Origin of the sequence: Desulfitobacterium dichloroeliminans LMG P-21439 (assembly GCF_000243135.2) — a bacterium.
GTDB classification, from domain to species: Bacteria; Bacillota; Desulfitobacteriia; order Desulfitobacteriales; family Desulfitobacteriaceae; genus Desulfitobacterium; species Desulfitobacterium dichloroeliminans.
The window spans coordinates 1,995,241-2,017,864 of record NC_019903.1 but is presented as its reverse complement, the minus strand read 5'-3'; the positions used below and the strand labels follow the sequence as shown (position 1 = coordinate 2,017,864).

At 42.6% G+C, this 22,624-nt stretch carries 22 protein-coding genes; 14 read left to right on the top strand and 8 right to left on the bottom strand.

Features of this window, described 5'->3' with window-relative positions:
* The first annotated feature begins 55 nt into the window (after nt 1-55).
* The 7 genes from DESDI_RS09560 (at nt 56) to DESDI_RS09530 (ending at nt 8,201) form a co-directional block, all read left to right on the top strand.
* Complete coding sequence (locus tag DESDI_RS09560) at nt 56-1,885, top strand: heterodisulfide reductase-related iron-sulfur binding cluster (RefSeq protein WP_242825383.1); 1,830 nt, start codon at nt 56-58, stop codon at nt 1,883-1,885.
* 221 nt (nt 1,886-2,106) lie between these two features.
* Nucleotides 2,107-2,751 (top strand): acetate uptake transporter family protein, encoded by a 645-nt coding sequence (locus tag DESDI_RS09555; RefSeq protein ID WP_015262409.1) that lies wholly within the window; start codon nt 2,107-2,109, stop codon nt 2,749-2,751.
* Between the two features lie 96 nt (nt 2,752-2,847).
* A complete protein-coding gene (locus DESDI_RS09550) occupies nt 2,848-4,188 on the top strand; it encodes an acetyl-CoA hydrolase/transferase family protein (protein ID WP_015262408.1) in 1,341 nt (446 codons plus the stop codon).
* A gap of 28 nt (nt 4,189-4,216) precedes the next feature.
* A complete protein-coding gene (locus DESDI_RS09545) occupies nt 4,217-5,401 on the top strand; it encodes an acetyl-CoA C-acetyltransferase (protein WP_015262407.1) in 1,185 nt (394 codons plus the stop codon).
* Between the two features lie 4 nt (nt 5,402-5,405).
* Nucleotides 5,406-6,188: an enoyl-CoA hydratase-related protein gene (locus tag DESDI_RS09540; protein WP_015262406.1), complete on the top strand. Its 783-nt coding sequence runs from the start codon at nt 5,406-5,408 to the stop codon at nt 6,186-6,188.
* 166 nt (nt 6,189-6,354) lie between these two features.
* Nucleotides 6,355-7,488: an FUSC family protein gene (locus tag DESDI_RS09535; RefSeq protein WP_015262405.1), complete on the top strand. Its 1,134-nt coding sequence runs from the start codon at nt 6,355-6,357 to the stop codon at nt 7,486-7,488.
* Nucleotides 7,489-7,814: 326 nt separating this feature from the next.
* Nucleotides 7,815-8,201 carry a rhodanese-like domain-containing protein gene (locus DESDI_RS09530; RefSeq protein WP_015262404.1) on the top strand — a complete coding sequence of 129 codons (387 nt, stop codon included), beginning with the start codon at nt 7,815-7,817 and terminating at the stop codon, nt 8,199-8,201.
* Between the two features lie 137 nt (nt 8,202-8,338).
* Here the strand turns inward: DESDI_RS09530 and DESDI_RS09525 are convergent, their stop codons facing one another.
* Both DESDI_RS09525 and DESDI_RS09520 read right to left on the bottom strand, forming a co-directional pair.
* Nucleotides 8,339-8,623 carry a DUF1294 domain-containing protein gene (locus DESDI_RS09525; protein ID WP_015262403.1) on the bottom strand — a complete coding sequence of 95 codons (285 nt, stop codon included), beginning with the start codon at nt 8,621-8,623 and terminating at the stop codon, nt 8,339-8,341.
* 4 nt (nt 8,624-8,627) lie between these two features.
* Nucleotides 8,628-8,930: a carboxymuconolactone decarboxylase family protein gene (locus DESDI_RS09520; protein WP_015262402.1), complete on the bottom strand. Its 303-nt coding sequence runs from the start codon at nt 8,928-8,930 to the stop codon at nt 8,628-8,630.
* A 170-nt stretch (nt 8,931-9,100) separates the two neighbouring features.
* Between DESDI_RS09520 and DESDI_RS18080 the strand changes: the two genes are divergently transcribed.
* Nucleotides 9,101-9,238, top strand: coding sequence for a hypothetical protein (locus DESDI_RS18080; protein WP_015262401.1), 138 nt, complete (start codon nt 9,101-9,103; stop codon nt 9,236-9,238).
* A gap of 274 nt (nt 9,239-9,512) precedes the next feature.
* On the opposite strand, the gene DESDI_RS09515 is transcribed toward DESDI_RS18080, so the two are convergent.
* Entirely contained in the window at nt 9,513-10,931 is a 1,419-nt protein-coding gene (locus tag DESDI_RS09515) for an IS30 family transposase (RefSeq protein ID WP_015261079.1), read from the bottom strand.
* 394 nt (nt 10,932-11,325) lie between these two features.
* On the opposite strand from DESDI_RS09515, the gene DESDI_RS09510 reads away from it, so the two are divergent.
* Both DESDI_RS09510 and DESDI_RS09505 read left to right on the top strand, forming a co-directional pair.
* Nucleotides 11,326-13,110, top strand: a complete 1,785-nt coding sequence (locus tag DESDI_RS09510) for an ABC transporter transmembrane domain-containing protein (protein WP_015262400.1) — start codon at nt 11,326-11,328, stop codon at nt 13,108-13,110.
* Nucleotides 13,107-14,957, top strand: a complete 1,851-nt coding sequence (locus DESDI_RS09505; RefSeq protein WP_015262399.1) for an ABC transporter ATP-binding protein — start codon at nt 13,107-13,109, stop codon at nt 14,955-14,957. The genes DESDI_RS09510 and DESDI_RS09505 overlap by 4 nt, the downstream gene beginning before the upstream one ends.
* Here the strand turns inward: DESDI_RS09505 and DESDI_RS09500 are convergent.
* Nucleotides 14,923-15,804 (bottom strand): DUF4474 domain-containing protein, encoded by an 882-nt coding sequence (locus DESDI_RS09500; RefSeq protein WP_015262398.1) that lies wholly within the window; start codon nt 15,802-15,804, stop codon nt 14,923-14,925. The genes DESDI_RS09505 and DESDI_RS09500 overlap by 35 nt on opposite strands.
* 86 nt (nt 15,805-15,890) lie before the next feature.
* Here DESDI_RS09500 and DESDI_RS09495 point away from each other — a divergent pair, with 86 nt between their 5' ends.
* Entirely contained in the window at nt 15,891-17,006 is a 1,116-nt protein-coding gene (locus tag DESDI_RS09495) for a DUF6765 family protein (RefSeq protein ID WP_015262397.1), read from the top strand.
* Here the strand turns inward: DESDI_RS09495 and DESDI_RS09490 are convergent.
* Nucleotides 17,003-17,314: a hypothetical protein gene (locus DESDI_RS09490; RefSeq protein ID WP_015262396.1), complete on the bottom strand. Its 312-nt coding sequence runs from the start codon at nt 17,312-17,314 to the stop codon at nt 17,003-17,005. The genes DESDI_RS09495 and DESDI_RS09490 overlap by 4 nt on opposite strands.
* A 341-nt stretch (nt 17,315-17,655) precedes the next feature.
* Here DESDI_RS09490 and DESDI_RS09485 point away from each other — a divergent pair, with 341 nt between their 5' ends.
* Complete coding sequence (locus tag DESDI_RS09485; protein WP_015261055.1) at nt 17,656-18,957, top strand: IS110 family RNA-guided transposase; 1,302 nt, start codon at nt 17,656-17,658, stop codon at nt 18,955-18,957.
* Between the two features lie 11 nt (nt 18,958-18,968).
* On the opposite strand, the gene DESDI_RS17895 is transcribed toward DESDI_RS09485, so the two are convergent.
* The 3 genes from DESDI_RS17895 to DESDI_RS09475 all read right to left on the bottom strand — a co-directional run bounded on the left by DESDI_RS17895 (nt 18,969) and on the right by DESDI_RS09475 (nt 21,271).
* Complete coding sequence (locus DESDI_RS17895) at nt 18,969-19,169, bottom strand: hypothetical protein (RefSeq protein ID WP_156801096.1); 201 nt, start codon at nt 19,167-19,169, stop codon at nt 18,969-18,971.
* A 440-nt stretch (nt 19,170-19,609) separates the two neighbouring features.
* On the bottom strand, nt 19,610-20,800 hold the full coding sequence (locus tag DESDI_RS09480) for an IS256 family transposase (RefSeq protein WP_015262395.1): 1,191 nt from the start codon (nt 20,798-20,800) through the stop codon (nt 19,610-19,612).
* 264 nt (nt 20,801-21,064) lie between these two features.
* Nucleotides 21,065-21,271 carry a PspC domain-containing protein gene (locus DESDI_RS09475; protein WP_015262394.1) on the bottom strand — a complete coding sequence of 69 codons (207 nt, stop codon included), beginning with the start codon at nt 21,269-21,271 and terminating at the stop codon, nt 21,065-21,067.
* A gap of 171 nt (nt 21,272-21,442) precedes the next feature.
* On the opposite strand from DESDI_RS09475, the gene DESDI_RS09470 reads away from it, so the two are divergent.
* Both DESDI_RS09470 and DESDI_RS09465 read left to right on the top strand, forming a co-directional pair.
* A complete protein-coding gene (locus DESDI_RS09470) occupies nt 21,443-21,943 on the top strand; it encodes a spore coat protein (protein WP_015262393.1) in 501 nt (166 codons plus the stop codon).
* A gap of 129 nt (nt 21,944-22,072) precedes the next feature.
* Entirely contained in the window at nt 22,073-22,603 is a 531-nt protein-coding gene (locus DESDI_RS09465; RefSeq protein ID WP_041219388.1) for a chromate transporter, read from the top strand.
* Nucleotides 22,604-22,624 lie beyond the last annotated feature (21 nt).

Genomic DNA, 22,624 nt, shown 5'->3' with positions numbered 1-22,624 from the left:
CATTGTCTATGGAATAGGCCACAAAAGGATAATAAAAGATGGTTTTCCGGGAGTAATGCATCTTTTCATTTTCTGGGGTTTTGTTCTTTTGATGTTTGCGACAACGATTGTAGCCCTGCAGGCTGACTTCGGCGTCAATGTTTTTAACGGCGGTCTATATATCTTTATCAAAATTACCGCCAATATTTTCGGGTTACTGGCCATTTTGGGTATCTTTATGGCTATTTGGCGACGTTATATGCAACGTCCGGATCGGCTTGATAATAAAATGGATGACGCTGTCGTTTTAGTCCTGATCTTAACTATTTTGATTACCGGTTTTGTGATCCAAGCTGTGCGTATGGCGGCTGTCGCTGATCCTTGGGGAATGTATGCCTTCCTAGGATATGCTATGGCACCACTTTTCCAAAACTTCAGCGTAGAAACCTTAGAGGGAATTCATAGTTTCCTATGGTGGTTTCATTTTATCTTGGTCATGGTTTTCTTTGGGTATTTTCCATATTCAAAGCTTTCCCATATTTTACTCGGACCGGCCAATCAATTCCTACGCAAGCATGGACCTATTGGAATACCGGAAAAAATCGACTTTGAAGATGAAAGTCTAGAAACCTTTGGCAAAAGCAAGCTTAGCGAATTTAGCTGGAAGACACTTTTTAACACGGATGCTTGTTTACGTTGCGGAAGATGCCAAGATAATTGTCCGGCCTATTTAAGTGGGAAGCACCTTAACCCCAAACAAGTAATCCAAGATATGGGTGCCTATATGGGGGAAATGGGCAAGGCCTTAAAAGAACACAAAAATGCACCTGCTCTTTCCGGAGGACATGAGACGGCTGAGGAGGTTGCTGTTGCTGCAGAAGCACCCAGTGAAGAGGAATTAGGACTGCGTCAGCTCATCGGAGAAGTTCTCTCCGAGGATGATCTTTGGTCTTGTACTACCTGCCGCTCCTGTGAACAACAATGTCCCATCTTTATCGAGCATGTGGATAAAACCATTGATATGCGTCGTAACCTAGTGCTCATGGAAAGTCGTTTCCCCTCAGAAGCCCAGCTGGCCTTTAAGAATATGGAGAATAACGGAAACCCTTGGGGGATTGGCTGGAGCAACCGAGCTGATTTCCTAACCGGCCTCGATGTCAAGACTATAGAAGAGAATCCTGAGGCAGAAATACTCTATTGGCCGGGTTGTTCAGGAGCCTTTGATGCCCGCAATCAAAAAGTAGCAGCGGCGTTTGTTAAGCTCCTGCAAAAAGCCAATGTCAATTTCGCAATCCTGGGTAATGAGGAAAAATGCTGTGGAGATTCCGCACGTCGTTTAGGAAACGAATACCTTTTCTACTCACTAGCTACAGAGAATATTGAAGTCATGAATGGTTATGGAGTCAAGAAAATTGTTTCCCAATGCCCACACTGTTTCAATGTCCTAAAGCAGGATTATCCTGAGTTCGGGGGGCAATACGAAGTAATTCATCATACTCAATACTTGAATGAGCTTGTGCAAGCTGGACGACTACAATTTACTATGGAAGCGGAGCAAAAAGTCACCTACCATGATTCCTGTTATCTGGGACGTTATCATGAAATCTATCAAGAGCCTCGTGCCCTGCTTAAAGCAGCAGGGTTTACGATGTTGGAAATGCCTCGTCACCACGAAAAGAGCTTCTGTTGTGGAGCGGGTGGTGGAAGAATGTGGTTAGAAGAACATGAGGGAGAACGCATCAATGTAATGCGGACCGATGAGGCTATAGCGACGGGTTCAAACTTAGTGAGCACAGCATGTCCTTTCTGTCTGACCATGATCAATGACGGAGTAGCAACTCGTGAAGCAGAAGATCAAATTAAAGTACAGGATATTGCCGAGATTCTCGCCGGGAGAGTTTCCTAACACAACACGCCTTTTTATGCTAGCCAGAAAATTTATTGTCCAAAGAAAAATAAAAAGATAGAAAAATATAATTTAGCCTGTGATTTTACATCTGACGTCATGATTTTTTGCAAAAGACTGACCTTGAATTCAATCAGGATAGTATCAATCTCATTAAGAATTATAAAGAAGTTCTAAAACTGAGCTTCTAAATTGAGGTTATGATTGAGAGGGGAAAGCATATGTCAAATAATCAAGGAGGATGGGCGAACCCATCACCTGCGGGTCTTGTAGCCCTAGGTGTTGCATGTTTTACTTTTTTCGCTTTATTAAGCGGGAAGGTTACTTTAGGAGCAATGCCTTTAATGGGATGTTGGCTGATTGGTGGCTTTGTCGTCCAAGTCATCGTTAGCGTTATTGAGTTGAAAGAAGGCCAGATCGTTGGAGGAAACGTATTTTTATACTTTTCGGCATTCTTTATGCTCGTTGGTGGGCTAGAGTTTTTTGTTAAGTATTTTGCTGCGGTCCAACAATGGTCGATACCCCTAGATACTCACATCGATGGATGGGCTTGGTTAGTGCTTTCGTTCTGCCTAGTGATGTGGACTCCTGCTTACTTTAAATCAACAAGCATATTATCACTGGCAGTTATTCTAATCGATATAGCAGTTGTGCAAGTAGCCTTTCTAGACTTGGGAATTCTTGACCCTTCCTTTAAACCAATCGCTGGATATGCTCTTCTCTTCGCCGGTATACTGGCTATGTATCTTTCATCAGCTCTCGTTGTAAATACCGCCTATGGCAAAACCATATTCCCCTTAACAAAGCCATGGATAACGGAGAAACCCATAAACCTTCAGGCTAATACTGCAAAAAATACCAATTAATTTCTAAAGTGCAAAGGCAAAGTACCTAGGCAGTCTATTTGTCGATGTCAGATGTAAAAAATCACAGGCTAAATAAAAAAGTTGGAGGGGTTAGATTTGGACGTTTATGCAGAGTATCAAAAGAAGCTAACTACACCTGAAAAGGCCGTAAGCATGGTCAAGTCAGGAGACTGGGTTGAGTATGGATCATTTACAGGACAGCCAATCGCTTTAGACAAAGCCTTAGCAGCTCGTAAGGATGAGCTTATGGATGTCAAAATTCGTGCAACAACAGCAACAAGAATGCCTGAGATTGTCAAGGCAGACCCGGAGGCAAAGCATTTCATCTATAATAATTGGCATTTTAGTGGTCTTGATCGAAAACTTCATGATCAAGGAGCTTGTTGGTATATTCCCATGCTTTATAATGAGCTACCAAGCTATTATCGAAACTTTCTCGATGTGGATGTAGCGATGCTGCCGGTTACCCCTATGGATGAAAAGGGTTATTTTAACTTTGGACCCCAAGTCTCGCATACGAAAGCAATCTGTGAAAAGGCTAAAAAAATTATTCTTGAAGTTAATCCGATGATTCCGCGCTGTCTGGGTGGAAGAGAAGAAGTTATTCATATTTCCGAGGTGGATGCCCTTGTTGAAACAGAATGGGCGATGCCCCAGGTGCGATCGGTGCCACCCACGGAGAACGATAATAAAATTGCTGGGTTTATTATGCCTGAACTTGTGGATGGAAGCTGCATTCAACTTGGAATTGGCGGAATGCCGAATGCAATGGGTAAGATTATCGCCCAATCTGACCTTAAGGACCTGGGAGTTCACACTGAGATGATGACTGAATCCATCGTCGACATGGTGGAAGCAGGACGTGTAACCGGTGCTCGCAAACGCTTCGATACTTTTAAAACAGTGTATACATTTTCCATGGGAACTCAGAAAACCTACGATTTCCTTCATAATAACCCGAGTTGTGCCATCTATCCGGTAGACTATGTTAACAATCCTTTCGTAATTTCACAACATGATAATTTTATCGCTATCAATAATTGTGTAGAGCTCGATTTATTTGGCCAAGTATGTTCAGAATCTTCTGGCACCCGGAATATTAGTGGAACCGGAGGCCAAGTCGACTTTACTTTAGGAGCCTATCATTCCCAAGGTGGTAAATCCTTTATTTGTTTGGAGTCCACTTATCAGAAAAAGGATGGCGAACTGTGTTCACGCATTAAACCCATATTAACTCCGGGCGCTATTGTGACGACACATCGTGCCATGGTGAACTATATCGTCACTGAGTTTGGTATTGTAAATCTGAAGGGAAAGACTACCTGGGAACGTGCCGAAGCCCTGATTTCAGTGGCCCATCCCGATTTCCGCGAGGAATTGATAAAAGAGGCAGAACAAATGGGGATTTGGAGAAGGACCCATAAACTTGCTCTATAGAGGATAACAGAAATTTAGGAGGAGAATCATGAAAGAAGTTGTAATTGTCAGTGCAGCGAGAACAGCTGTCGGTTCTTTTGGCGGTGCCTTAGAAAACTTCACTGGGGCAGAGCTTGGAGCGGTAGCGATTAAAGAAGCCATAAAACGAGCCAATATTCAACCGAGTGATGTTCAAGAAGTTATTATGGGAAATGTTCTGACTGCCGCAGCAGGACAAAATCCTGCCCGCCAGGCATCCATGAATGCAGGGATTCCCCAAGAAGTTCCTGCCTGGACCTTGAATAAGGTGTGTGGATCGGGACTTAAATCCGTTATCTGTGCCGCTCAGGCTATCATCGCTGGGGATGCAGATATTATTGTTGCCGGTGGGATGGAATGCATGTCTTCTTCTGCCTATGCATTGCCAAAAGCTAGAAAAGGGTATCGAATGGGAAATGGAACCTTAGTGGATACCATGATTATCGATGGCTTAACTGATGCCTTTCATGATGTCCACATGGGATTGACAGCAGAAAACATCGCTGAACAATTTAACATTACGCGAATGGATCAGGATCAACTGGCTTTGCGTAGTCAAAACAGAGCTGAGGAAGCTATCACATCAGGTAGATTCACAGAAGAAATCGTTCCCATCGAAATTCCCCAGAAAAAAGGTGCTCCGCTTGTCTTTAAGCAAGATGAGTTCCCACGTTTTGGGGCGACTGAAGAAGGACTGGCAAAGCTACGCCCTTCATTTAAAAAGGATGGCACGGTGACAGCGGGAAATGCCTCGGGAATCAATGACGGGGCAGCGGCTATTGTGGTTATGTCACGTGAAAAAGCCGAGGAAATGGGATTGCCCATCCTTGCCAAGATTACCTCCTGGGCTTCCGCCGGGGTCGATCCTCTCATCATGGGTACTGGACCAATTCCAGCCACTCGAAAAGCCTTGGCAAAGGCCGGCTTAACAATCCAAGACATTGATCTAATCGAGGCCAATGAGGCTTTCGCATCCCAAGCAGCTATCGTTACTCAGGAGCTTGGCCTAGAAAGTGATAAAACGAATGTCAATGGCGGCTCTATTGCCATCGGTCACCCCATCGGAGCCTCCGGCACCCGCATCCTTGTAACATTATTACACGAATTAAAACGGCGTAAGGTCCGCCGTGGGCTTGCCACATTATGTATCGGAGGGGGCCAAGGGATCAGCCTGATTATTGAAAGGCAGGGATGAGGATATGATCTATGAAAACATACTCGTTGAATACCAAGATCAGATAGCTGTAATTACTATCAACCGACCCAAGGCTTTAAATGCTCTGAATTCTGTAACAATACAAGAGCTCACCGATAGCTTTAATGAGTTAGCAGGTGATGCAAACATTCGAACCATCATCCTGACAGGAAGTGGAGAGAAGGCTTTTGTAGCCGGAGCAGATATTGCGGAGATGAGTGATAAGAGCCCTATTGAGGCAAGGCATTTTAGTCAGTTAGGGCATAAATTGATGAACCTTATCGAAGCACTTCCACAGCCGGTTATTGCTGCCGTTAATGGCTTTGCCTTGGGAGGTGGCTTGGAATTGGCTATGGCCTGTGATATTCGTCTAGCGAGCACGAACGCCAAATTCGGCCAACCGGAAGTGGGTTTGGGAATCCTGGCGGGCTTCGGCGGCACACAAAGGCTCCCGCGTTTAGTAGGTAGTGGTCGTGCCAGTGAGCTTCTATTTACTACTGATTTAATTGACGCCCAGGAAGCCTTTCGTATGGGCTTAGCGAACCATGTATATCCTAAAGAAGAGTTACTGGGGCAGGCGGTTGCCATGGCGAAAAAGATTTCGTCCAAGGCACCTATTGCAATCCAATTAACAAAGAGTGCTATTGTCAAAGGAGAAAACTTGGATCTATTAAGCGGTCAGGGATATGAAGCCGAAGTTTTTGCCCAAACCTTTAGCACGGAGGACCAAAAGAACGGGTGTAAGGCTTTTCTCGAAAAGAGAACCACTGATTATCAAGGTCGTTGATGAATGATTAGTAAGATAACCCAGGTTATGGCCCTGGGTTATCTTTTTTTTCTAGAGTTCACCTTAATTATCAAGCGCACTTGTCAAAAATTCTTCTCAGGGCTATACTCAAGATACATATATTGCAATTCCACATCATACTATTTGCTATTACTTAGAAGGAAGGGTGGTTCTCCTGTTTTCTAACTTGAGAAAATGGTTTGGTCCACGAATTCTTAAGACGGGGTTGGGGGTAACCATTGCCCTGCTGATTTGTCAGCTTTTTTCTGTGGAACCAGCAAGCTTTGCGGCTATTACAGTAGCTATTAATATGCAACCTTCGGTGAGTAAAGCCTTAACCAACGCTTGGGAACAAATTTTGATTAATGTTATCGCTATTGCACTTGCCATAGTGATTGGCCTAACATTAGGAACGAATCCATATATTATTGGTCTAGGGGTCATTATAATGATTGCTATTTCCAATCGTATGGGTTGGAGTGGGGTGAATTTAGGAATTGTCTCAATCATCTTTATTCTTGATGCGCCCCATGAACAATTTTTGGAGCACGCACTTGCACGCTCTTTGTCTATATTTATTGGGCTTGCTGTAGCCCTAATAATCAACCGTGTTCTTGCCCCACCACGTTATAAGAGAATTTTCAAAGAAAAGCTCTTCTCACTCTTTTATGATTCCTCGATTTATTTTATGAATAGTCTTGTGCACTACGTGGAGTCAACAACCCTCAGTGAATATGAAAAGCCAAAGCCAACCGATCTAGAAGAAAGATTAGAACAGGTTACAGACCTCTATGAACATGCTCGGGAGGAATTCAGCTCCCAAGATAAAATGCAACTTATGGAACGGCTTTTGGAACTTTGTCGAGGCTTTATCGAACGCGGTGAGAATATCGAAGAGATGACCCGCCAGAGAGTTAAACGTCGCCAGGCCCCAGACGCTCCACCGCAGATGGGTACTAATCTTACCCAAGAATTCCAAAGTCTTTTGGAATTCATTCTCGTTGGCAAAGATAACCTAGCAGCCCTAAGGGATCAACTCTATTTCAGCTTCACGTACCCACCGGCGACCCCACTGAGAACCCTTGATCAAGCCTATTGGAATGAGTTTGATCAAAGAATGGACTTATGGCAAAAGAACTTTAGTGGAGTCTATTTCCTGCGTGCTACGATGGAAGTAGCTGTGGTGGCAACGGAAATGCGTTGGGCATCCAAACGAATGAGGAGCTGCTACGCGCTAAGCCAAAAAAAGAAAGATTATAATTCTTTAACAACATCCGATATAGAAATAGAAAGCAAATAGTCTATAATAAATGAGTACTATATGCATGTCCCAAATACGAAGGCGCCTTCGTATTTGGGACATGCTTTGTTATGAAGTCTTAATTTTTTACGACGACTAGACTAGAGCGAATAACATATAATTTGGCACTTGATTTCATACCCCCTTAGGGTATAAAATATATCCATGCTTATTAAATGCTTATTCATCTTAAAATTCTTGTAGAGCAGAAGTGTTTAAGTAGCCAATAAGAAAATAGAAAAAGAAAAGAACGAGAACAAAAACAAAACAAGAACAAAACATGAACAGAAAAACCAATAACAAACAACGTATAAGGGGTGGATTGAATGGAGAACAATTATTTTATTTTTGCAGTAGTCATTGTAGTATTCGTGTTTTGGCGTAGATTCTCAATAGCTAATAAAATGATAAAAAATTTAACGACAGAAGAAGCTTATGAATTAATTCAATCAAATAAAGACGTCGTTGTCATCGATGTGCGCACAAATAATGAGTATAGAAGTGGGCATATTCCGGGTTCGAAATCTATTCCGGTTGGTGAATTATCTTCTCGGTTAACTGAACTACAAAAATATAAAGATAAGCCGATTTTAGTTCATTGTGCTTCTGGCGGAAGAAGCCCTGCTGCCCTCCGAATTCTTCTTAAAAATAACTTTAGCCAGATTTTTCATCTAAAACGAGGCCTTATAGGTTGGAATTACGGTTTAAAGTAGCTGCAAGACAATACATTGGTTCATAGAAATCAGTATAATTTAAAATAAGGGTTCACGACATGGGGTAATATTCGTACCCCGTCGTGAACCCTTTAATCTTAGAATAATAGATTTCTCTCACATTTATATGTACTTCTTTATAGGTACTTCAATAGTAAATAGATGACTCCCATGTTCAATAACAAAAGAAGTGGGATTCCCCAAGTAAAGGTTTTATGCTTGGTTTTATGTCGAAAAACACGCATCCCCAGTAAAGTACCCAGAGCACCACCTAAAAATGCCAAAGTAAAGAACCACTTTTCCGGAATTCGCCAGCGGTTTCTACGAGCCAGATATTTATCTCGTCTCATGAGAAAAAAAGGAATAGAATTCATTAGCAAAAAAAGAATTCCTAAAGACCAAAGTTGTTGTGATGTACTCAATTCATTACTCCTTCTTCTCGAAAGCTGCAAAGGAAGTTTTCAGAGTTGAACAGCCTGAAGTAAAGTATGCTAGGCGCAAGGTGTCCGCTATCTCTTGATCGGTAACGCCCAATCTACGAGCTTGACCAGCTAAATTCGCTACCCCTTCTGAGGCTCCTAAGACAGCATCAAGGGCAAGGGTTATTAAAATCCTTGTTCTTTCATCCAGAGAACTTTTTTGAAAGGAAAGAGAAACGATTTTCTCTATTTCCTGAGCTAGGGCGGGGTCATAAGCTTCCAAGGGTCTTAAAAAGGGTGGTAAAGCCATAACGAAACCTCCAATTCATTTCTACACTAATTCTATAATCCTAATTTATAACTAAACTCTCAATATAGCAAAAGAAATTCCTTAAAATATTTTTAATTGCTTCGGGTATTCTAAACAAAGAAACTCTATTGATGAGCTCAATACTTTCTAGTCAGTAAAGGAGGAAAACGATGTCAAAGCCAAAAGAAAGGGACAAAATCGTTAACGTGATCCGTAAGAAAGATCTAAATCCTGGTGATAAGATTCCGCCATTTGATGCTCATGATAATGATAAGATTGGTAAGGCACATTCAAAAGAGCGAACCTAGAATTTTCGGTTGAATTTCAAAGTAAGTTCCACTTTATCGAGGTAAATTCCACTGAAAGTCACCCATTCTTGTTTGTAGAAAAGAAAAGGGTGACTTTTTTTCAGTTTTGGATTAAAATAGGGCCAAATCCGGTGTAAAAGCAGCTGAAAAAGGGCGCAGGTATCTGCGAGTGGAATTTAGTAGACTTTTTCGCATAGTAAATTCCACCCGGTTTAATGGGGTATGAAGCTGCTTCCCGGTAGTGTCATGACAGGAAGAAATTAACGGGTGTAGGTTAATTTTTTTCTGTCATTTCTTTGCGTTGTTCTTCAATAGCCCGATAGGCATCAAGATAACTGGTCTCCCGTCCTGACTCATCGGTATAACCCCATGGATTGCCTAGACAATGGACGGCAGTCTCCTTAAAAAGAGAGGAATTCATGATGACCTCATTGGGCGGAATTTTGTGACACCCCAATGCCTTAAGAAGATCTTCCCCATAGAGGAAAGCCAACATGTCATAAGGGCATTTATTCCCCAAGCTTTGTCGACTGTAGGAATTGATGTTGTCCATCATGCGGCTGATGTCGACCTGGGTAAACTCATCCATACGGGTGCCTTTAGGAATAAAATAGCGGATCAGCTCGTGATTCCTCTCGGCAGAGCCTTTCTGCCCAGGTGAAGAGGCATCGCAGTAGAACAGATGAGTTCTGCGGTTTTGTTGTTGGTCAAACTCCAAGGCATTTGGGTTAGAGAACTCAGAACCATTGTCCGTCAGCAAAATCGGCATAACCCTCATAAAGATGTCTTGGCCAAGGTTGAGTTGAAGGTCTTCCAGGATAGTGATGACGGATTGAGAATCGTTGGTTTGCCGTAAAAAGGCAAGCATGAATTCTGCCTTCACGAAATGAAGGGTAAGAAGAACCTTGCCCCCTTTACGACCTTCTACGGTGTCCATTTCCACAAGAGGTAGGTGGGGATTCTCGTTGAGGAAATGCTGAAAGTCATTGTAGGTTCTACCGATTCGGCAAGCCTTGTCGACCTTGAGCTGTCTTTTTATCTTGCGCTTAGCATAGCGTACTTTCCGTGGCATATCGATGTTTCTTGCGGTGAAAATATTAAAGTCAATTAGACGATAGAGGGTGCTTTTGCTAACCATGAGGGAATCCTTATTGTTGGCACAGATATGATTCAGGGATTGCCCCTTTTTGATGAGAGGGGAAATGATGGAGTCGAGGTGTTTTACCTCATCTTCCGAGAGAGATATACCCTGTCTGGCTTCGGAAAGAACTGCCTGATATTCGGTATGGGCTGGTGCAGCATGGTAAAAGCGTTTCTCCAAAGTGCACTTATTAAGCTTATCGCATCCGTTGCAAACATAAGGCGGTTTGGCATGTCGTGGGCAGAGTTGACACTCAAAAGACGGGCACATAGCATTGCATAATTTGCAGCGGCGGCAAAAGCTGGGCCGGTGCGAATAATGACAGGGTGTGCAGAGCAGCCTATGATCGCAAGTATAGCGGTGGCGGCAAGCATTGTAAGCATTGCCTTGACAGCCTATCCGTTTGAAGATGATATGGCGGCGAACCTCTTTGGAGATGGTGGTGCAATCCTTATCTAATTCTTTAGCGATTGCCTTAAAAGAGTAGGTTTTATCCAAAAGCGAAGAGATGGTCACCCGTTCATCAAAGGTTAAATGTTTTTGGTTAGCCATGTCAGTCCCTCTTTCTTTCTACCGGGACACAGCTATCCCAATATAACCTATTTGTCTGAGTGAATTCCACCCTTTAATCTTTCCAAATTAAATTCCACTTTCCCAAGTGAAGGGGTGGAACTTAGTTTGGAAATTAAGTACCTAGAATTTTCAACACCTGAAAAACTTCTTCTTCTTGACAAATATCTACTGTAAGAGTAAACTGTAACACGAGCTGACATTGAGACGCACTTTTTAAGTGCATGCGAACAATGGAAAAACACCTGCCTATGGACGGCAGGTGTTTTTATTTATAAATAGGACTTGTATCTAAAATGTGCTATTATATTTTGGGATCTCTATAAAATCTACTGATTAATGATGGGATTATTGAAGCCTGTGATTGAGGTGCATTATGCGTTTATTCTTAGACTTAATGTGGTTTTTCAAAAAGGAAATAAAAAGCTATATTCCAGGCATTATGATCTTAGTCATCATCGCAGCGATTGATCTTTTCCCACCCTATATCGTCGGTAAAATAGTCGATGGTGTTACCCATCAGACCCTAACCCGTGGAATCCTTTGGCCTTGGTTATTTACTCTATTAGGTCTAGGAGTTCTCGCTTACTTCCTCCGCTATAGCTGGCGCATATTGATATTTGGGGCAGCCGCACGTCTTAGCCGAATGCTACGCAACCAGCTTTTCGAGCATTTTACACGAATGTCACCTAGCTTCTATCAAAGGCGGAGGACTGGGGACTTAATGGCTCATGTTACCAATGATATTCAAGCTATTGAAATAACAGCGGGAATGGGAGTGCTGACCCTTTTTGATTCTGTTGTTACCGGAAGTTTTGTCGTGTTTTCCATGGTTATGTTTATTAGCTGGAAATTAACGTTAATTACCCTCTTGCCCATGCCCATTATGGCTTGGGTCTCTAGCTATTATGGAACATTACTTCATGATCGTTTTTTCAAAGCACAAGAAGCCTTTGGCGATCTTAATGATAAAGTACAGGAGAATATCTCCGGAGTTCGTGTAGTGAAGGCTTTCGGACAAGAAGAAGCGGAGATCGAAAGCTTTCGTAAGCTTTCCGATGATGTGGTAAAGAAGAATCAAGCAGTAGCGGTGGTCGACTCCCTTTATGATCCATCAATTATGATGATTGTCGGTATCTCTTTCTTTCTTGCCGTTTCATTTGGGTCCTATGAAGTGGTTCAGCAGCGGTTAACTCTTGGCCAACTCACTCAATTCACCCTCTATTTAGGACAGTTTATTTGGCCGATGCTGGCCTTTGGTTGGTTATTTAATATTATGGAGCGGGGAAGAGCCTCTTACGATCGGGTAAGAGCTTTGCTAGAGGTTGAATCAGAAGTCAAAGACAGCGCTATAGAAGAATTAAGTCTGGAAGAAGCTGTTCAAGCAATACACATTCCCAGTGGAGAGATTGTCTTTGAACTTGATCGATTTACATATCCTGCTCAATTAAATCCTGAGCTGAAGAATATTCACTTTACCTTAAGGGAAGGCCAAACCCTTGGGGTAGTTGGTAAAACAGGTAGTGGTAAAACCACGCTTTTTCGGGTTCTCTTACGTGAATTCGCCGGGGTGGAAGGGGATATTCGCATTGGTGGGGTCTCTATTCGAGACTTGCCACTAGACACGTTACGAAAATCTTTCGGCTATGTACCTCAGGAGCATTTCCTATTCTCAACCACCATTGCCGAGAATATTGCCTTAGGAAAACCTGATGCCAGTACCTCAGAAATAACACAAGCTGCTAAAATCGCTTGCATTCATGAAGATATCGAACGTTTTGAAGATAAATATGGGACACTAGTGGGTGACCGAGGAGTAACATTGTCCGGGGGACAAAAACAGCGAATTTCGATCGCTAGAGCTCTGCTTCTCCAACCTGAAATTTTAATTCTTGATGATTCTTTATCGGCTGTAGATGCAAAAACAGAAAAACAAATCCTTCAGGAACTGAAAAACAACCGCAGTCAAAAAACTACTCTAATCTCTACCCATCGACTCAGTGCAGTTGAACATGCTGACCTCATCCTTGTTCTCCAAGGTGGAGAAATAATTGAGCGCGGAACGCATGGTCAACTGATGGAAAGAGAAGGCTGGTATGCTGGAACCCATCGGGCGCAGCAACTTGAAAGTTTGATTAGCGAAGGGGGTGGGCTGGTATGAGTACCCTTATCTCGGATGACATGGAACACAAAGCTGATTTGACCGGACAGGGAAGGACCATACTCAGGCTACTAAACTATCTTAAACCTCATCGAAAAACTTTGGTTTTTGCCTTCATTTTGCTTGTTTTGGCTACTGCCGCTGATGTAGCTGGTCCCATTCTCATTAAGATTTTTCTGGATGACTACTTGACCCCTCGCCAATTTGATGTAATGGCCCTCCTGAGCCTCGGGGGAGGGTATCTTCTCTTAGTTTTTCTGGGATCGTTCCTTCAATACCATCAATTAGTTCGCTTTAATCAGATTGCTTTGCTTGCTATCCAACAGATTCGGGTGGATATCTTTAGAAAGGTTCAATATCTGACCATGAGCGTTTTTGATCGAACCCCAGCCGGTGCCTTAGTTTCACGAGTAACCAATGATACAGAGGCCATTAAAGAGCTTTATATCGGGGTTTTGTCTACTTATGTTCAGAATTTAGTTTTTTTATTAGGAATTTTTATTGCCATGTTTAGTCTGGATGTTCGACTTGCCACCTTTTGCTTGATACTGCTGCCGATTATTGTGGTGCTCATGCAAATCTATCGTAAGGTGAGCTCGAAGATCTATCGCTTTTCACGGACAGAGCTTAGTCGTCTCAATGCCATGCTCAATGAATCCATACAAGGAATGAACATTATTCAAGTCATGCGGCAGGAAAAGCATTTTCTGCTGAAATTCTCTGGTATTAATGAAAATTATTATCGAGCAGCCATTGCCAATATAAAATTGGAAAGCACCCTCATGCGACCTGCGGTTGATTTGCTTTACACTTTAGCCTTGGTCCTCGTCTTGGGATTCTTTGGCTTGGAATCCATCATCGGGCCGGTGGAGTTAGGTGTTCTTTATGCGTTCATTAATTATCTGGATCGTTTTATTGAGCCCGTCAATATGATCTTAATGCGGCTCTCACAGCTGCAGCAAGCCGTTATTGCTGCGGAAAGAGTATTTGAAGTCCTTGATGATGAACGTACCACCAATACTCATGGGCAGGAGTTAGCTCATGATGCCCAGCATCGCCCTACTCATACTATCGAGCAGGGGGAGATTGAGTTTCGCAACGTAAGCTTTTCCTATGATGGGGTTACAGAAGTATTAAAAAATATCTCCTTCACAGTCCGTCCGGGGGAGACTGTTGCCCTAGTCGGTCATACTGGAAGTGGAAAAAGCACGATTTCCAATCTCTTGATGAAGTTTTATCCTGTTAGTCAAGGAGAGATTACGATTGACGGAACTCCACTTGTGGAATTTTCACAAGATGAAGTACGGTCCCAGATTGGTCTCGTCGCCCAGGACCCGTTTCTATTCGTGGGAAATATCGCTCAAAACATCCATTTAAATCGGCCACATATCACAGAGCAAGAGGTGAAAGCTGCCGCGGAGTTTGTGGAAGCCGATAATTTCATTATCAAACTGGGTCAGGGGTATCAAGAGCAAGTAAGCGAAAGAGGGTCGACACTGTCCGGTGGTCAACGTCAGCTTATTTGCTTTGCTCGTACTATGGCCGGTCAACCTAAAATCCTCATCCTCGATGAAGCCACAGCTAGTGTGGATACTGAAACAGAGGAGGCCATTCAAAAAGCCTTAGAAAAAATGCGCCAGGGGAGGAGTACCATTGCCATTGCCCATCGACTTTCCACAATCCAAGATGCTGACCTTATTCTTGTCCTCCACCAAGGGAAAATAGTTGAGCGAGGCACTCATTACGAACTCCTCGCTCAAAAAGAACTGTATTATAAAATGTTTATGCTCCAACAAGGTGTTTCCGAGAAGATTAGTCCTCAAGACGATGAGAAGAGTGCTTGGTGATGATTGCGGCCCCCAAGAGGGTGAGCATAACAATAATTTCAAATACTTGCTTGCTTTTACCCAAATTCATAATCAAGCGATACATGTCAGGCAGCTCTTCCTTGATGACTTGAATCTTTTCCGGAAAGGTCGAATAGGGTCCGGTGATATCCTGATAACTTTGACAGAGAAATTCGTTTTTTCTTTGGATAAGGTAATCAGTCGTTGGGGTGCGAGTTAAGGGCTGAGCCGAACGAGGTGAACTAAAGTCGAAATAAACGGTATCGTGGAGAGTCCGATAATCCTTTTTTGAATAACCTGCTTGTTTCATACCCGCGAGAAAAGCATCTCGCATGGCAGAAGATTCAAAAGTGATATGACCTTCCATAGTTAGTTCTGAGGGCTCCGAAAATTCGCCTAACCTAAAACCGGTTAGCCACCAATGACGGTCTTCACGAGTAAAGAGAATCCGATCTCCTTTTTTGAGGGTAAAGCCCATCTGAAGACACTCGTTATCACTGGCGGCTTGATAATAGGTTCCTTTAAAAACCATTGGCAGTTCAACGTCTACACCATTACTATAGATTCCAATTTCTGCACCGGTAACTAAATCGTATTGACCTTTCCATAAGCCGATCATCCACTTTTTATTGTTATAGGAAAAGTATATGGGCTCACAATCAATGATCATGCCCATGGGGGCAGCCGCCTCGTCATAGAGTCGACAATAGCCGATGCTTCTCTGCCATGGATCCATCGTGGATACAAAAATATCCTGGCTTGCATCATAGGCATAGCCTGCGATTGCTAAAGCCTTATCGAGTTCAGCATCTCCCGTCCCCAGAGATAAAACTGTTAAATCCGCCATGCAAATCCCCCTCCAGTACATAGTATTGAGTTGCTGCATAGAATGGTGCATAAATGACTTGATTCGTGGTACTGGAGGGAAAGGAATTGAAAGTAGATTGTCATTTCTACGCACTATTGGCCTTAAGCCGAGCCTGTGGATTTAAGAAAAAAAGCTCAAACATTATTGCCTACGCTTCACAATTTGTTGATGACGCGAAGATAAATCTAATACTTTTCCAAAATATCTCCCCGAATAAGGCTCTGGAAACAGTGGAAAATGCGCCGGCATTCTTTAATATTGCCACCTGTCATTCCTATTTTCGCATCAATACTTTTAATTATGAAGCTATGGTTAATAATACATCTGCCTTCCATTTTGTACCCGGATGCCAGGGAAAGCATTTTACCAAGAAATTGCGCTGCAAAGAGGAGTCGCCTGTTATTCTTGAGATACTTAATGAGGCCTGCCAAGAAGATAATTTGGTCAAATTCGGAATGGTGATGCATTCTTACGCGGATACGTTTGCCCATCAAGGATTTAGTGGATTGCTTAGTAAAGTCAATGCTATCAACAACTGTCAAATTGAATCTGAACGCTCCTTGCCATGGCTTGGGCGCTTTCCTGATTATCTTCAAGATTTCGGAAAGGAGAAATTCGAAAGGTACTTTGATAAGGTTATGCCCGCCTATGGCCATGCCCAAGCTATGGACTTCCCCGATCTTCCCTATTTGATATGGTCTTATGAATACGATCACAGTGATGATTTCAAAGGGTCTTATAAGAGAGTGGAAGTGGATAATCGGGACAGGTATCAAAGGGCATTCATCAAGATAAGGGAGCATCTCGAGCGATATTTAGCCTTGTTTCCTCACCATCGGGACCCGACTGTACGGTTTACACAATTTGAACTTCTTTGGGAAGCCTTGATTTACAAGGGCCACGATCAAGCAAGGATTAAGAATTGGCAAAAATTGATGATCAGACTAGGTTTATTCGACAAAGAGGATGATCCCTTATGGACCTATGAAGAGGATACCTGGTTGAAGCAAGCCTTCGTCAATTACAATCATAAGAAATTTAACAATAGAAGAGTAGAAGGGGCGATTTGTGCAGATCATTTCGAAAGCACACCTTGGCATCATTTTGTTCTCGCTTCAAAATGGTATAAGAAAAGGTTCCATCATTACTGCAAAGAATATCAGCTTTTCTTCCCAACCTAAGATGGAGGTTGGGAGCTCACATAATCCATCATGGCCTGATTAAGGTGGGAGAATTCAGTGCTGATCTCAGGCGCTTCTAGCCATTGACTCTCAGGGGAAGTAGAAGAAAAAAAGTTAACAAAGTCTTGAAAATGTTCTCCGGAATATGCATCGCGAAATCCATTTAAATTAAAATGGGCAACAAAGTTACAATTTAGATTCAGATGGTAATAGAGATCTTTATTAATTAACTTGGGATTTTGCTTATCCATAACTTTTATAAAATTATTAAGTACTTTTTCTTGCTGTTCATCTGACATTCTAAACATATATTTCCTCCTTGTAAGATAGATATTGGGTTAAGGTTATAAAACCTACCCGAACGTTCTTTGAAACCATAATCCTTATTGTTCAGATGAATGAGCTGACACTCTACGTAACCAATATCGCTAAACCTCTGGTATAATCATTTTTGGTCAGAGAGATAGATGTGCGTTCCTCCTGGATCCCTCTTTTGAGGCTTATCCGTGAAAAAGCGTGTCACTCCACAAGAATGGTTCGATGTTTAGCTGGTTGGGTCACGTTCTCGTGTTACCCGTTTCAAATGCAAGGTTGTTGACATTCTTTTTTAGTGGATGCTCTGATTCATCTGTTGAAAGGTTGTGTTAATTTGTCCCAGTTTCTTCATGATTTTGTTGTTGGAATCGATGTTTCTTCTGAATTCTCAATCGTTGCAATGCTCGCTCCCTCCGGGGAACTAATCCGCAAACCTTTTCGGATTGATCATAATCCTGCTGGCTTTCATAAACTGCTCGATATCCTAAAAAAAGAAGAAGAGCGGTTAGAACGAAAGCCCATCTACTTCGTAGAATCTACGGGTATCTTTCATTTACCACTCTTCTTCTTCTTGAGGTCGAATGACCTCCAAGGTTTTGTGCTCAACCCCTTGAGTGTTCATTCTATCAAAAACTTTGACTTAAGAAAAGTGAAAAATGATCAAAAAGATGCTGAAGCGATTGCTAGGCTTGCTAAATACCAAGATGTTAAGTTTTCTCTGGTTCCTGAGCCTCAAATTCTGGCTCTACGCATGATGACCCGAGAATATTATGCTTTGTCGGATACCCTCACTGAGATGAAGAATAGGCTATGCACCGATCTCTATCTTCTTTTCCCAGGATTCCTTGATGTGTTCTCTAATATCTTTGGCAAAACAGCTTTAACCGTTCTGAAAAAGTTCCCTTCACCGCGAGCCATTCAGGCGGCTGATACAGAATCGCTAACTTCGCTTATTTCGAAAATCAGTCGTAAGGGTACGGCTTGGGCCGAAAAGAAGGTGAACTTACTCAAGGACTGCGCGCAGCTTGCCTCATCCATGCCTCATGAGTTCTCTTTGCTGGATGCTAAGATCAAAGTCCATATCGATGGGATCAAAAGCATGCAGGCCAGTTTAGACGGGATTGTAAAGCAAATTCATGCGATGATAGACTCTGAGCTCTTTCCTGCTGATGCCAAGCGGAATATTGAGCTTCTTGATGGCATACCCGGTATTGGCTTTCTAACGGCTGCTACGCTCATTGCGGAGATGGGAGACTTCAGTCTTTTCAAGTCTGCTAAGGCCTTTACAGCCTTCTTTGGGATTGATCCATCTGTCAATCAGTCTGGAAAATTCCAAGGTGACAGAAACAAAATCTCTAAGCGTGGCACACGGATAGGGAGAAGAATTCTGTTTACCATCGCTATGGCTTCCATTCGTACAACGCGCAAAGGTGATGAGATTAATCCGGTTCTGCGAGAATTCTACGCGGCAAAATGCGTTAACAAGAAGAAAAAGGTAGCTCTCGTAGCCGTAATGCATAAACTTCTCCACTACATCTTTGCTGTTCTTCGTGACCAGAAACCCTTTGAGATCAGGCAACCTAAGGATCATCAATCCTGGAGAAATACAAAGCTCAGTCAAGCACCTGCGGCTTAAACATCTCTTTGTTACATGGTTGTAAGTTTGCCCGTGTCAAGGGTGATGCGAGGAATACCGGAGGCCCTTAGGCCGAGGATATGCTCGCCATCATCCCATTGACACGGAACAACACCAGAAGCTTGAAGACGGCAAAGTCTCTTAAGCCCCAAAGTATTACCCCATATTAAAGAGAGTTTGCCTGGCAAGCGCCGAGCGTTTCGTTCCCTCATACATCGATTTGGTCATTGTTCGGATTTTTCAATGGCTTGGTTTCCTGTACCCATTTTTTCTTGGACCTTGAAACTAATCTTTTTTACATTACACCTTGACTTTAATTAGCTGGTCTTAATGTAAGAGAGCACTTTTCTTGATTGCCAGCTTACTCTTTAACCTTCATCCTTAATTTAACCCAATTGTTATGAAATATGATATATAAAAGGCCTATCCGCGGTACTGTCAATAATTTTTCGCAAATTTGATTTTCTGCTTGGCAGTAGGTTTATATATATGACCCCAGAGCAAGACTTGATATGGGGGTGACGGATGCTACCCTTAAGAAACGGGATGGGGCTTACCCCAAAGGAATCCACCTTTTGAGCCCCATTCCACGACCCATTGAAGCATCCGGCATAGGGTCCCATGTCAAGTCTTCCCCAGAGATTATTGGTGATTATCCAACATCAAGTTGGTTTTCTTTATTCATTTCTTCCAGATGTTTCATACTCATGTATTGTTTCGTTCCCCAAGCTTTGCTGGCTACATGTCGGAGTCGAGCACAGACGAGCATGAGCGCTGAGTTGCCGTCCGGAAAGGTTCCGACAACCCGTGTTCTGCGTCGAATTTCCCGATTTAATCTCTCAATGACGTTATTACTCCTAAGCTTTGTCCAGTGGGCTTGCGGAAAATCCATGTAAGTCAGAGTTTCCAGAATGCTATCCTCAACCTTTTTGGCGGCTTCCTTCAGTTTCATATCCCGTAGTTTATTGACAACTGCCGTTGCCTTTTCTTTAGCCGCAGCTTTGTCCTCTTGAGCATGGATCGCTTTCAGCATAGCCGCCACTTCTTTCATTTTTGAACGCGGTGTCACCGAAAAGACATTGCGGTAAAAATGAACGTTGCAGCGTTGAAATTTAGCATTAGGGAAAATCTCATGGACAGCTTCTAAGAGCCCTAGGCATTTGTCCCCGATAAATAACTGAGTTCCAGCGAGACCCCGTTCTTTTAAACTTTTTATGAATTCTTGCCAGCTGGCTTTGTCTTCCTTCATTCCTTCGCTGGCCCCGATTACTTCTCGATATCCGTCTTCGTTGACTGCCATGGCAATCAGGATGGCAACATTCTCATATTCACCACCCCAGTTACGTTTGAGATATATTCCGTCCAAATAAACGTAAAGATACTTTCTTTGCAGAGGCCGATTTCGCCAAGTGTCAATGTGCCCGTAAACTTTTTTATTGAGTTGACTGACGGTTCCGGCGGATACTTTGGTCCCCCATAATGCCTCGGTGATATCTTCCACCCGGCGAACTGAGACACCCGCTAGGTACATTTCAATCAGCGCTTCTTCTACGGAGCTTTCTCGCCGCCGATAGCGCTCAATGATGGCTGTCTCAAAGGCTACGCCTTTTAGCTTCGGCACTTTAAGTTTTACCTCTCCAGAAGTAGTAACCAGGTTTCGTTGATAATGACCGGACCTATATCCCTTTCGCTCTTCCGATCGCTCGTACTTCTCGGCATCGATCAACTCAGCGGCTTCCTGATCAAGCAAGTTGTTCAGTGTTTCTTCCACGCTATGACGTACTAATTCTTTTAACTCCTGCTTTATTGCACCTTCGTTTAAGTGTATAATTTTCTCAGACATATTCGCAGCTCCTTTTTGGTAGATTTTTGGTGTGGTAACCTTATCTTATCAAGCAGTTGCGTTTATGTCTTTATCTTTTAGACACGCAGTTTAAATTTGCGAAATTAATAATACCTTATCCTATCCGCAAATCGGTACGCACATACCGATTTGCGGATAGGCCTTTTCAGAGAGATGTTGTGTAGGTTAAATTGGATTCGAAATCAGTTGAAAAAGCTCAGCTACTTATAAGTGAATATTGAAATATGGAAGTCGTAATTAGTCTCAAGAGTTAAGATATCTATGATCGGGATTCTTGGGTATAACAATCCAAGCAATTATGTAGGCGAAAAATCCCATGCCCGCCCCAAAAATTGCAATGACTGCAGCCAAGCGAATGAGGGTCGGATCCACGTCAAAATATTCGCCTAAGCCACCACAAACCCCAGCCAGCATCTTTTCTCTGCCGGATCGATATAGTCGCTTATTCAAATCATATTCCCCCTTGTCAATCAAACTATTTCATATATCTATGGTACGTTGAGATGAAGTGAAAAGTTTCAGTTGTCTGCAGGAATTTTTGGAAATATATTTTGGTAAGAAGATTATACATATTTCTTGCTTCTTGGTAAACAATAACCCTAGATTTAAGGAGGTGTCTTAATGCCAATTCAACTAAGCCAGAAAGAAAGATTGTTTCTACAGGACCTAAAAAGCCACGAGGATCTTTGTATTCAAAAATACTCAAAGTATGCGAATGAAGCAGAGTGTTCTAATCTAAAACAAATCTTTCAAAAACATGCTTCTCATGAACAGCAACATTACGAAACCATTAATCAGATTATTGCTGGTCAGGTTCCAGCCATGAATCAGGGCCAGCCTCAACAGCAAGCTCAAGGTATGCAAGCACAGGCGAGTGGAATGCAGGGAATGTCCACCATCCAAGGACAGGGAAATACAAATTACAATCAAAATGATTTTACCTTGGTCAATGATATGCTTTCAACTGAAAAATATATCTCTGGAACATATGATACGTCAATCTTTGAATTTCAAGATAAGGGCGTTCGACAATCCCTTAACCATATTCAGAAAGAAGAGCAAGAACATGGTGAAGAACTCTTTAATTATATGAAATCTCATGGCATGTATAACATTCAGTAAGTCACTAGAAAGTTTAAAGTCAACAATCTTTAGCGGAGATTGTTGGCTTTCTTTAATTTCTTTTCTATATTCTCAATTGTGATGTACTTTGTTATAATGGTAACCATGCGAACGGCTTTAGAATAGGAGTTGAAATCATTGGAACATTTTTTCGAAATCTTTTTTGCTTTTTTTCGGGCCAGTAACTTAGCCTTCGGTGGTGGTCCTGCCATCATCCCACTCGTCCAAGCCGAGGTGGTTAATCACGGTTGGATGACCATAGAACAGTTTTCCGAAGGTCTGGCCATTGTTACCTCTTTACCGGGACCTATCGCTACCCTTTTATCTGGTTTTGTAGGCTACCATGTAGGTGGGTGGTTGGGAGTATTGGCTGCCTTGCTCGGCACCTTGGCTTTAACGTCAATTTTGGTTATTGTCTTGACTGATTTCTTAATGAAGAATAGCGAATCGCCTGTGCTCAAAGGAGCCTTAACTGGGGTGCGTCCGCTGGTGACTGTTCTTGTTGCCAAGACAGCCTTTGATATGGGTTTGTCTGCTTTTCCCAACTTTTGGAGTTGGGTTATAGCTGGATTAGCGATGATCTGTCTATACAAGTTTAAACTCCATCCCGGAATAGTCATTATTCTATCGATGGTTTTTGGTGTCATCGTTTTGGGTTAATACCATAAACTTTGGAGGTGA